Below are 11,750 nucleotides of genomic sequence, written 5' to 3' on the forward strand. Positions count from 1 at the left end.
GATGACTGAGGGTTAGGGAATGCGGGCCTCGCCGGCGGCCGGAGTACGGGGGTTGACCGGTTACCGACCCCACAATAGGCGCGAAACGTGCACGACGCACAGGTTTCGGACGTCGGCGCGATGACTTGGGTGCTCTGCGTGACTCATTAGTCACTGTTCCCGATCAGGAGCCGTTCCAACTCTTTTCGGTCGGGAAGTCGCTCCGGACGTACGATCCGTCCGCTGCGGACGTACAGGAACGACGCCGTGACCTGCTCGGGATCAACGCCCGCCTGCTCCGCCCAGGCCAGCCGGTAGACCGCGAGCTGCAGCGGGTCGGCGGTCTCCTCCCGGTGGGTCTTCCAGTCCACCACTTCGTAGCGTGACGCACCACTGGATTCCGACACCCCGTCACCGTCCCGGTAGACCGCGTCGATCCGGCCGCGCACCACCCGGCCCGCGAGCACCAGCTGGAACGGGGCCTCCACCCGGTACGGCCGGCGGTGGGCGTACGGGGTGCGCAGGAACGCCTCCTTGAGCTGCTCCAGGTCCCGCTCGTCCTCGATGCCGTCGTCGTCGGCGCCGGGCAGCGCGCCGGGCTCGATCAGCAGCAGCGGCTCGATCCGGGACTGCACCCAGGCGTGGAAGCGGGTGCCGCGCCGGGCGGCGGGCTGCGGGGGGCGCGGCATCGGCCGGGCCAGCTCGTGCGCGAAGCCGTCCGGGTCGGCGGCCAGGCGCAGCAGCTGGGTGGCGGACAGCGAGGGGGGCAGCGGCACCTCGCGGGCGGTGCGCCGGGAGCGCTCCAACTCCCCCAGCAGCGCGGTCAGGTCGCGGTCCCAGGAGGCGACCTGGCGCTGGTCCTCGACGGCCATGGGTTCCGCCTCGGCGGCGGGCCGTCCGGCCAGCCGGCCGCGCACCACCTCGGCGACCCGGCGGCGGGCGTGCTGGGCGGCCGGGTCCAGCGGCAGCGGCCAGGGGTGCTCGACGGCGGCGGTCAGCGCCGGGTTCTGGGCACCCTTCTCCGGCTGCTCGGCCCAGTGCTCGACCTCGCCCGCGCCGGGCCGCTCGCAGTGGGCGCGCAGCTGCTCCAGGAATGCGGACGGGCCGCGGACGGTCTTCTGGCTCGGCCCCCACCAGTGCCCGGAGGCCAGCAGCAGGGCGCGGGGGCGGGTGAACGCGACGTAGCCCAGGCGCAGTTCCTCGGTGCCGGAGTGCTCGGCCAGCTCCTTCTTGAACGCGGCCATCGACTTGGACGTCCAGCCGCCGCGCACGTCGGGCAGGGTCGCGGCGTCGCCGCGCAGGGCGTGCGGGAGCACGCGCTTGGTGCTGGTCCAGCGTTCGCGCGGGCTACCGGAGGGGAACGCGCCCTTCACCAGGCCGGGGACGGCCACCACGTCCCACTCCAGGCCCTTGGACTTGTGCGCGGTGAGCACCTTCACGGTGTCCTCGCCGCCGGGCAGGCTGCTGTCCAGGCCGCGCTCGTACTCCTGGGCGGCGCGCAGGAAGCCCAGGAAGGCGGCCAGGCCCGGGTCGCCGTCGAGGTCGGCGAAGGAGGCGGCGACGTCCAGGAAGGCGTGCAGGGTCTCCCGCCGGCGGGCGGCCAGCGCCTGCGGGGAGGCGGACAGCTCGACCTCCAGGCCGGTGACGGTCAGCACCCGGTGCAGCACGTCCATCAGCGGGTCGGCCAGCGAGCGGCGCAGCTCGCGCAGTTCGGCGGCGAGCCGGGCGAAGCGCACCCTGGCCTCGGCGGAGAACGGCAGGTCGTCGGGCTGGTCCGCGTCGAGGAAGGTCTCCACGGCGTCGGCCAGCGAGACCACCTCGGTGGGGTCGGCCTCGGCGACGGCCGCGGCCAGCGCCGCCACGCCCTCGGGCCGCTCGGTGCGCACCAGTTCGGCAGCCCGGCGGCCGAGCAGGGCGAGGTCGCGCGGGCCGATCCGCCAGCGCGGGCCGATCAGCAGGCGCACCAGGGCGGCGTTGGCGGTCGGGTCCTGGAGCACCTCGCAGACCGCCACCAGGTCGGCCACCTCGGGCAGGTGCAGCAGCCCGCCGAGGCCGACCACCTCGACCGGGACCTCGCGGGCGACGAGCGCGGCGTGGATGTCGGGGAAGGCCGCGCCGCCCCGGCAGAGCACGGCGATCCGGCCGGGCGCGGTGCCGGTGCGCACCAGGTGGGCGATCGAGTCGGCGAGCCAGTCGACCTCCTCGGCGTGGGTGGGCAGCAGCGCGGCCCGTACGAAGCCGTCCTGTTCGGCGCCGGGGGCCGGGCGCAGCGCCTCGACGCCCTCGTGCATGGCGCGCAGCGGGGCGGCGAGCTCGTTGGCGAAGGCGAGCAGCCGGCCGCCGCTGCGGCGGTTCTCACTGAGCGCGTAGCGGTCGGCGGGGCGGCCGTCGGCCTTCGGGAAGTGCCGGGGGAAGTCGTCGAGGTTGGCGACGGAGGCGCCGCGCCAGCCGTAGATGGCCTGGCAGGGGTCGCCGACGGCGGTCACCGGGTGGCCGCCGCCCCGGCCGGGCCGGGCTGCGCCCCCGGCGCCCGCGTCCTCGGGGCCCGCGCCCTCGGGGCCCGCGCCCTCGGGGCCCGCGCCCTCGGGGCCTACGTCCGCGCGGCCCGCGCCCTCGGGGCCCGCGCCGAACAGGCCGGCGAGCATCAGGCGCTGGGCGACGGAGGTGTCCTGGTACTCGTCCAGCAGGACGACCCGGTACTGGCCGCGGAGCAGTTCGCCGACCTCGGGGCGCTGCTGGGCGAGGCGGGCGGCGGCGGCTATCTGGTCGCCGAAGTCCATCAGCCCGGCGCTCTGCTTGCGGCGGCGGTACTCCTCGACCAGGCGCAGCAGTTCCAGCCGGGCGCGGGCGGTGGCGGGGACGGCCCGCAGGTCGTCGTTGCCGAGCTTGACGGTGGCGAGGGTGTCGAGCAGCTGCTCGTCGTGGGCGCGCAGGGCGGCGGGCTCGACCAGGTGCTCGGCGAGTTCGCCGTCCAGGGCGGTGAGGTCGGCGACCAGGTTGGCGAAGGTGCCGGTGAGGGCGGGGAAGGGGCCGCGGGCGGTGCGCAGCACCTTGGCGGCGAGCTGGAAGCGGGTGGCGTCGGCGAGCAGCCGCACGTCCGGCTCGATGCCGATCCGCAGGCCGTGCTCCTTGAGCAGGCGCCCGGCGAAGGCGTGGTAGGTGGAGATCTCGGGTTCGCCGAGCGGCTCGCCCTCGTCCCGGTCGGCGACGCCGGCTCGGAGCAGGGCGGTGCGGACGCGTTCGGCGAGTTCGCCGGCGGCCTTGTTGGTGAAGGTGAGGCCGAGCACCTCCTCGGGCCGGACGGCGCCGGAGCCGACCAGCCAGACGACCCGGGCGGCCATCACGGTGGTCTTGCCGGAGCCGGCCCCGGCCACGATCACGGCGGGGGTGAGGGGGGCGCCGATGGCCGCCATCTGTTCCCGGTTGAACGGGATGCCCAGCAGCTCCTTGAGCTGGTCGGGATGGCTGAGCACGGCGGTCACCCCGCAACCGTAACCGGAACGGCGGACATTCCCGGTCCGGGCGTCGCCCGCCCGTTCCCCGCCCGCCCCACCTGCGCCGAGCCCCCCTCACCGAGCCTCGCGCAGAGCCGCTACTCGACGAGCTGCGCCCCGTCCCGCTGGGCGGAGCAGCTGCGGCGGAAGGAGCAGCGGTCGCAGCCGCCGCCGGTCTGCGGGACGAAGCGTTCGGCGAGGACCTTGCCGGCGGCCTCGGCGAGCAGGTTCTCGATCCACGGCTCGCCCTCGGGCGGCTCCTGCCGCTGCACCTTGGGGGCGTCCGGGTCCGCCTTGGCGGCGGCCTCGCGCAGGTGGACGAGCTCGGCGCCGCCGGTGGCCGGCGGGTGCTCGGTGAAGCCGGGCAGCTCGTTGAGGGCGCCGGCCCGGACGGCCAGCTGGTAGACGGCGAGCTGCTTGTGCTCGGGCAGCGACTTGTCGGTGGGGATCTGCTTGCCGGTCTTGAAGTCGACCACGTAGGCGCGTCCGGCGTGGTCCTTCTCGACCCGGTCCATCGAGCCGCGGATGCGCACCGAGACGCCGCCGACGTCGAGGGTGACGTCGAAGCCGTGCTCGGTGGCGACCAGGTCGCGGCCGCGCTCCAGGACGTGCCAGTTGAGGAAGCGCTCCAGGGCGGTGCGGGCCTCGCCCTTCTCCTGCTGGGACTTCCAGGGGGCGTCGAAGGCGAGGGCGTCCCAGACGGTGTCCAGGCGGGCCATCAGGACGGCGAGGTCGGCGGGGGTACGGCCGGAGCCGACCTCGTCGGCGAGGGCGTGCACCACGTTGCCGAAGCCCTGGGCGGCGGTGCCGGGGGCGCGGGCCTTGACCTCCTTGTCGAGGAACCACTGCAGCGAGCAGTTCTCCAGCTGCTCCAGGCCGCTGCCGGACAGCCGGACGGGCGCGTCGGCGCTGCGCAGCGGCTCGGGGGCGGTGGTGGCGTCGTCCAGGCCCCACCAGCGGTCGGGGTGGGCGGCGGGCACCAGCGGCAGCCCGTCCTCGTCGGTGGCGGCGGCCAGGGTGGCGAGGCGTTCGGCGGCGGCGCGGCGCAGTTCCGGCGAGCGGGTGGGGTCGACGGTGACGGCGCGCAGTTCGGCGACCAGGGCGGCCACCGAGAGCGGGCGGCGCGGGCGGTGGGTGACGTCCTCGACGGTGACCGGCGGGGTGCGGCGCACCACCTTGCCGGTGCGCGGGTCGACGTCCTCGCGGTAGAGCTCGCGCAGGAAGCGGGAGGGCTCGTCGCCGTCGTCGGCGGGCGCCTTGACGGCGGTGACGATCAGCCGTTCCTTGGCGCGGGTGGCGGCGACGTAGAAGAGCCGGCGTTCCTCGCCGAGCAGGGCGGCCGGGGAGAGCGGTTCGGCGAGGCCGTCGCGGCCGATCCGGTCGGCCTCCAGGAGGGAGCCGCGGCGGCGCAGGTCCGGCCAGAGGCCGTCCTGGACGCCGGCGACGACGACCAGGCGCCACTCCAGGCCCTTGGAGCGGTGGGCGGTCATCAGCCGCACCGCCTCGGGGCGGACGGTGCGGACGGTGAGGGTGTCGGCGGCGATGTCCTGGGCTTCGAGTTCGGCGAGCAGGTCGAGGGCGCTGCGGTGGCCGGTGACCTGCTCCTCGGCGCGGGCGGCGGTCTCGAACAGGGCGCACAGCGCGTCCAGGTCGCGGTCGGCGTTGCGGCCGGCGGCGCCGCCGCGCAGGGCGGCGCGCTCCAGGCGTTCGCGCCAGCGGCGGCTGCCGTCCCACAGCTCCCACAGGGCCTCCTCGGCGGTGCAGCCGCCGGCCAGCAGTTCGCGGACCTTGCGCAGCAGGGTGCCGAGGTCGCGGGCGCGGCGGGCGGTGGCCGGGTCGAGGGCGACCAGCCGCTCGGGTTCGGCGAGGGCCTCCCGGATCAGTACGCCGGCCGGGCGCGGGGCGACGTGGGGGAGGCCGTCGGCGCGCAGGGCGGCGCGCTCCTCCTCGCGCAGGGCGCGGCCGAGGCGGCGCAGGTCGGAGCCGTCGAGGCCGCCGAGCGGGCCGGTGAGCAGGGCGTGGGCCAGCTCCTCGGTGAGCGGATCGGCGGCGTGCGGGTCGGCGGCGTACGGACCGGCGGTGTGCGGGCCGGGGATGTCGAGGAGGGCCTGCTTGTCGCGGGCGGCCTGCTCGGCGCAGACCCGCAGGGCGAGCAGCAGCTGGGCGACGGCGGGTTCCTCGCGCAGCGGCAGGTCGTCGCCGTCGATCTCCAGCGGGACGCCGGCCGCGCCGAGGGCCCGCCGCACCCCGGGGATGGAGCGGGTGCCGGCCCGGACCAGCACGGCCATCTCGCCCCAGGGCACGCCGTCCTCCAGGTGGGCGCGGCGCAGCAGGTCGGCGATCGAGTCGAGCTCGGCGCCGGGGGTGGGGTAGGTGTACACCTCGACCCGGCCGCCCTCGCGGGAGGGCAGCAGGGCGCGGTGCTGGGCGAGTTTGTCGGCGGGCAGCCGGCCCATCGGCATCCGGCGGGCGAGTTCGCGGGAGGCGGCGAGCAGGACGGCGCCGGAGCGGCGGGAGACCCGCAGCACCTTGACCTCGGCGGGGGTGCCGTCGGCGCGGCGGAAGGCCTGCGGGAAGTCGAGGATGCCGTTGATGTCGGCGCCGCGGAAGGCGTAGATCGACTGGTCGGGGTCGCCGACGGCGACCAGGTCGCGGCCGCCGCCGGCGAGCTGGCGCAGCAACCGGACCTGGGAGGGGTCGGTGTCCTGGTACTCGTCGACGTAGACGACCTCGTAGCGGCGGCGCAGGTCCTCGCCGATCTCGGGGCGTTCGGCGAGCAGCACGGCGCGGTGGACGAGTTCGGCGTAGTCGAGGACGCCGCGCAGGTCGAGCACGTCGAGGTAGTCGGCGAGGAAGTGTGCGGCGGCGGCCCAGTCGGGGCGCTGGACGCCCTGGGCGAAGCGTTCGAGTTCGGCCTCGCCGAGGCCGAGTTCGCGGCTGCGGGCGAGCACGGCGCGGACTTCGTCGGCGAAGCCGCGGGTGGTCAGGCAGGCACGCAGGTCGAGCGGCCAGGCGATCCGGCCGCGGCCGTCGCGGGCGTCCTCGGCGCCGCCGGCCAGCAGTTCGCGGACCATGACGTCCTGTTCGGGGCCGGAGAGCAGCCGCAGTGGTTCGGCGTACTCCTCCGGGTCCTGGTGGGCGCGCAGCAGGGCGTAGCAGAAGGAGTGGAAGGTGGTGGCCTGCGGGGCGGCGGCGGTGGAGCCGAGCCGGCCGGACATCCGGTCGCGCAGTTCGACGGCGGCCTTGCGGCTGAAGGTGAGGACGAGGATCTTCTCGGGGTCGGTGCCGTCCTGGATCCGCCGGGCGACCGCCTCGACCAGGGTGGTGGTCTTGCCGGTGCCCGGTCCGGCGAGGACGAGCAGCGGGCCGCCGGCGTGCTCGACCACGGCGCGCTGGTAGGCGTCCAGCACGGGCGGGTCGGGCTGGACGAGCGGGTTGCGCACGAGCCGGTAGGGCGAACTCACGAACGGGTCCTGGGGTTGTACGGAAGGGCGTGGCCGGGGCGGGCCCGCCGAGGGATCGCGGCGGGCCCGCCCGCATCGAGCCTACGATCCTGCCCCGTCAATCCCGGCCGCGCGCGGGATCCGGTGAATTCTCCCCGCCGTCCCAGCGGGCCCGCCGGAGGTCGACCCGGGGCGGGTCGGCGAGTTCGCGCAGCGGGGTGCCCTCCTCGCCGTAGTGGGCGAGGGCGCGGTGCTCGTGGCCGGGCAGCAGCCGGCCGTCGGCGCGGATCACCCGCCACCAGGGCACCGAGCCGCCGTACAGGGCCATCACCCGGCCTACCTGCCGGGGGCCGCCCTGGCCGAGGTACTCGGCGACGTCGCCGTAGGTCATCACCCGGCCGGGTGGAATCCGCTCGGTCAGGTCGAGCACCAGTTCGGCGAACGGTGGTAGGGCGTCCGGGACGCCGTCGTCTGTTACGTCCGTCACCTGCGGCATTCTTCCTTACAGGGACGCGCGCGCGGCCCCGTACGAACGACCCGCCGCGCCCGATCCGGCCCCTGTCCAGCACGGGAGGTCGGGGCATGCCACCATCTTCGGGGCGGTGAGTGGTGATACGAGGACAAGACCAGATGACCGGGACGGCTGACGTGGGCGTGGACAAGGACTCCGACGAGTCCGGCTCCGTCGTGCCCCCGGCGCCCGGTGACGAGTCCGATGGGCGGCCCGTTCCCGGGCCGACCCCGGAAGTCTCCCTGATCAAGGACCTGACGATCAAGACCCCCACGCCCGAGAAGGCCCCCGAGGCTCCGGCGGAGCCGCCCGCCCCGGCCCCGCCCGTCCCCGCCCCGGCCCCGCCGGCCCCGCGGACCGAGCACCACGACCCGCTGGACGACGCCCCGCACCTGGACGTCGACGAGCCGCTGCTCGCCGCCCGCGCGCACCGCCCGTCCGACCTGATCCGCTTCCTGGCCGGGGTCTTCGGGATAGTCGCCGTCTTCGTCCTGGCCGGCATCGCCACCTCGACGACCACCGGCATCGAGCAGGACATCGCCACCAACGCGCCGCACTTCTCCGCGGTGCTGTCCACCATCACCGGCCTGGTCTCCAGCGTCGCGGTGCTCGCCGTGCCGCTGGCCTTCGCGGTCGAGCGGCTGATCAAACGCGACGGCCTGCGGGTCGCCGACGGCGTGCTCGCCTCGGTGCTCGCGTACGGCGTCTCGCTGGGCATCGACTGGTGGGTGGCCGAGGGCGCCTCCGAGCACATCCGCACCGCGCTGACCCGGCTGCCGATGGACAGCCACAACACCCTCACCGACCCGGTGCACGGCTACCTCGCCCCGGTGATCGCCTACATGACCGCCGTCGGCATGACGAGCAGACCGCGCTGGCGGGTGGCCCTGTGGGTGGTGGTGATCTTCAGCGGGGTCACCGAGCTGCTCGGCGACTACACCACCCCGCTGTCGCTGATGCTCACCGTGCTGATCGGCTGGTCCGTCGCCTACGGCACGCTGTACGCGATCGGCTCCCCCAACATCCGGCCCACCGGCCAGCACCTGATGATCGGCCTGCGCAAGGTCGGCTTCACCCCGGACGGCGCCCACCGCGCCCCGGACGCCCCCGGCGGCACCCGCCGCTACTACGTCACCCAGCAGGACGGCCCGCCGCTGGACGTCCACATCATCGACCGCGAGCAGCAGGCCTCCGGCTTCTTCTACCGGGCCTGGCGCCGGCTGCGGCTGCGCTCGGTGGCGGTGCGCCGCAGCCCCCAGTCGCTGCGCCAGGCGCTGGAGCAGGAGGCCCTGATCGCGTACGCGGCGGCCGCCTCGGGCGCCCGCGCGCCGCAGCTGGTGGCCACCTCCGAGCTGGGCCCGGACGCCGCGATCCTGGTGTACGAGAACGTCGAGGGCCGCACCCTGGACGAGCTCGCCGACGAGGAGGTCACCGACCTGGTGATGGCCTCGCTGTGGCAGTCGGTGGCGGCCCTGCACGAGCGCCGGATCGCCCACCGCCGGCTGACCGGCGAGTCGCTGCTCGTGGTGGACGACAAGACGGCCTGCCTGGTCAACCTCTCCGGCGGCGACATCGCCGCCACCGACCTGACCCTGCGTATCGACGTCGCCCAGCTGCTCACCACCTTCGCGCTGCGGATCGGCCCCGAGCGGGCCGTCGCCACCGCCAACGCGGTGCTCGGCGCGGACCGGGTCGCCCAGGCGCTGCCGCTGCTCCAGCCGGTCGGGATGAGCCGCTCCACCCGGATCGACCTCGCCAGGCTCACCAAGGAGCGCAAGGCCGCCGCCCGGGCCAGGGCGCTGGAGCAGGTCGCGGCCGGCGAGCGCACCCAGCAGCAGGCCGAGGAGGACATCGCGGCGGCCGGCGAGGACCTGCTCAGCCGCATCCGCGGCCAGATCCTGCAGATCGCCCCCGAAGCGCCGATGGAGCCGGCCAAGCTGGAACGGCTCAAGCCGAAGAGCCTGATCATGGTGATCGCGCTCACCTTCGCCGCCTACCTGGCGCTGACCACCATCAAGCCGGCCCAGCTCAAGCTCTCCCAGATGAACTGGGCGTGGGCGGCGGCGGCCCTGCTGGCGGCCGCGTTCAGCTACGTCGCCGCCGCGATGAGCCTGACCGGCTTCGTGCCCGAGCGGCTGCCGTTCCGGCGCACCGTCGCGGCCCAGCTGGCCGGCTCCTTCGTGAAGCTGGTCGCCCCGGCGGCGATCGGCGGCATCGCGCTCAACACCCGCTACCTGCAGAAGGCCGGGATCCGCCCGGGCCAGGCGGTCGCCTCGGTCGGCGCCTCCCAGCTGGCGGGCCTGGCCGGGCACCTGCTGCTGCTGTTCAGCTTCGGCCTGATCACCGGCAGCCAGACCAACGGCGACCTCTCCGCCTCCCGGGCGGTGATCATCGGGGTGCTGACCGCCGCCGTGCTCGCCCTGGTGGTGGCCGCGGTCGCGCCGCTGCGCCGCTTCGTGCTGGGCCGGCTGCGCTCGCTGTTCTTCGGCGTGGTGCCGCGCATGCTCGACCTGATGCAGACGCCCAGCAAGCTGATCACCGGCTTCGGCGGCATCCTGCTGCTGACCCTGTCCTTCACCGCCTGCCTGGACTTCTCGGTGCAGGCCTTCGGCGGCGACATCAGCTTCTCGGCCGTCGCGGTGGTCTTCCTCACCGCCAACGCGGCCGGCTCGGCGATCCCCACCCCGGGCGGCATCGGCCCGGTCGAGGTGGCCCTGATCGGCGCCCTGACCGTCGCGGACGTCTCCCCCGCGGTCGCCACCCCGGCGGTGTTCCTCTACCGGGCGCTCACCTTCTGGCTGCCGGTGCTGCCGGGCTGGATCGCCTACAACGTGCTGCAGCGCAAGCACGCGCTCTGAGCGCGGCACGCGGAGACGACGAAGGGCCCCACCGCCGAGCGGTGGGGCCCTGAGTCGTACACCCGGCCGTACAGCCGGATGTACGGCCGTACGTCGGCCTAGTAGACCGGCTTGTGCGGCTCGATCTGGTTCACCCAGCCGAGCACGCCGCCGCCCAGGTGGACGGCGTTGGCGAAGCCCGCGGCCTTGACCACGGCCAGCACCTCGGCCGAGCGCACACCCGACTTGCAGTGCAGCACGATCTTGCGGTCCTGCGGCAGCTTCTCCAGGGCGTCGCCCATGAGGAACTCGTTCTTCGGGATCAGCACCGCGCCGGGGATGTTGACGATCTCGTACTCACCGGGCTCGCGGACGTCGATGAGGTAGATGTCCTCCTTGTCGTCCTGCCACTGCTTGAGCTGCTTCGAGGTGACGGTCGAACCGGCGGCGGCGGCCTGCGCCTCCTCCGACACGACGCCGCAGAAGGCCTCGTAGTCGATCAGCTCGGTGACCGTCGGGTTCTCGCCGCAGACCGCGCAGTTCGGGTCCTTGCGGACCTTCACCTGGCGGTAGTTCATCTCCAGGGCGTCGTAGATCATCAGCCGGCCGACCAGCGGGTCGCCGATCCCGGCCAGCAGCTTGATCGCCTCGTTCACCTGGATCGAGCCGATGGACGCGCAGAGCACGCCCAGCACGCCGCCCTCGGCGCAGGACGGGACCATGCCCGGCGGCGGGGCCTCCGGGTAGAGGCAGCGGTAGCAGGGGCCGTGCTCGGCCCAGAACACGCTGGCCTGGCCGTCGAAGCGGTAGATCGAGCCCCACACGTACGGCTTGCCGAGCAGCACCGCGGCGTCGTTCACCAGGTAGCGGGTGGCGAAGTTGTCGGTGCCGTCCACGATCAGGTCGTAGCCGGCGAAGATCTCCATCACGTTGGAGTTGTCGAGACGCTCCTCGTGCAGGACCACCTCGACGTACGGGTTGATCTGCCGCACCGAGTCGCGCGCGGACTCCGCCTTGGAGCGGCCGATGTCGGCCTGGCCGTGGATGATCTGGCGCTGCAGGTTCGACTCGTCGACCACGTCGAACTCGACGATGCCCAGCGTGCCGACACCGGCGGCGGCCAGGTACATCAGGGCGGGCGAACCGAGGCCGCCGGCGCCGACGCAGAGCACCTTGGCGTTCTTCAACCGCTTCTGCCCGGCCATCCCGACGTCCGGGATGATCAGGTGGCGGGAGTACCTGCGGACCTCGTCGACGGTGAGCTCGTCGGCCGGCTCGACCAGGGGTGGCAACGACACGGGGACTCCGATGGGTCTCTTGTTCAGGCGGCCGGGGCCAGCCTCGGACGGGGTTGTTGCACCGCCACTCAGGTGGCTCTCTAGGCCAACAGTGTCATGCCCCACCGGTATTCCGAGACAGCCCGTCCGATGGGCGAGACGGGCCGCGCCGGATCGTGGAACCGCCCGCCGGACGCCCCGGAGCGCCC

5 protein-coding genes are annotated in these 11,750 nt (G+C 74.4%); 1 reads left to right on the forward strand and 4 read right to left on the reverse strand.

The genetic code is table 11. The annotated features are described in order from the left end of the window. Window positions 1-146: 146 nt before the first annotated feature. The 3 genes from ACIQWA_RS12610 to ACIQWA_RS12620 form a co-directional block, all read right to left on the reverse strand. Window positions 147-3,461: a UvrD-helicase domain-containing protein gene (locus tag ACIQWA_RS12610; RefSeq protein ID WP_402481436.1), complete on the reverse strand. Its 3,315-nt coding sequence runs from the start codon at window positions 3,459-3,461 to the stop codon at window positions 147-149. A gap of 110 nt (window positions 3,462-3,571) precedes the next feature. Further along, window positions 3,572-6,937 carry an ATP-dependent helicase gene (locus tag ACIQWA_RS12615; protein WP_402481439.1) on the reverse strand — a complete coding sequence of 1,122 codons (3,366 nt, stop codon included), beginning with the start codon at window positions 6,935-6,937 and terminating at the stop codon, window positions 3,572-3,574. A gap of 97 nt (window positions 6,938-7,034) precedes the next feature. Continuing rightward, entirely contained in the window at window positions 7,035-7,412 is a 378-nt protein-coding gene (locus tag ACIQWA_RS12620; protein ID WP_402481442.1) for an MGMT family protein, read from the reverse strand. Between the two features lie 134 nt (window positions 7,413-7,546). On the opposite strand from ACIQWA_RS12620, the gene ACIQWA_RS12625 reads away from it, so the two are divergent. Further along, window positions 7,547-10,285 carry a lysylphosphatidylglycerol synthase transmembrane domain-containing protein gene (locus ACIQWA_RS12625; RefSeq protein WP_360244601.1) on the forward strand — a complete coding sequence of 913 codons (2,739 nt, stop codon included), beginning with the start codon at window positions 7,547-7,549 and terminating at the stop codon, window positions 10,283-10,285. Window positions 10,286-10,383: 98 nt separating this feature from the next. Here the strand turns inward: ACIQWA_RS12625 and moeZ are convergent, their stop codons facing one another. Next, window positions 10,384-11,562, reverse strand: a complete 1,179-nt coding sequence (gene moeZ, locus ACIQWA_RS12630) for an adenylyltransferase/sulfurtransferase MoeZ (protein WP_360244598.1) — start codon at window positions 11,560-11,562, stop codon at window positions 10,384-10,386. Between the last annotated feature and the right edge of the window lie 188 nt (window positions 11,563-11,750).

It is taken from the genome of Kitasatospora sp. NPDC098652, from assembly GCF_044760155.1.
Taxonomy (GTDB): domain Bacteria; phylum Actinomycetota; class Actinomycetes; order Streptomycetales; family Streptomycetaceae; genus Kitasatospora.

What these genes read in the sequence shown, in the direction of transcription:
- ACIQWA_RS12620 (WP_402481442.1), bottom strand. Translation starts at nt 7,412, where the DNA reads ATGCCGCAGGTGACGGACGTAACAGACGACGGCGTCCCGGACGCCCTA.
- ACIQWA_RS12625 (WP_360244601.1), top strand. Translation starts at nt 7,547, where the DNA reads ATGACCGGGACGGCTGACGTGGGCGTGGACAAGGACTCCGACGAGTCC.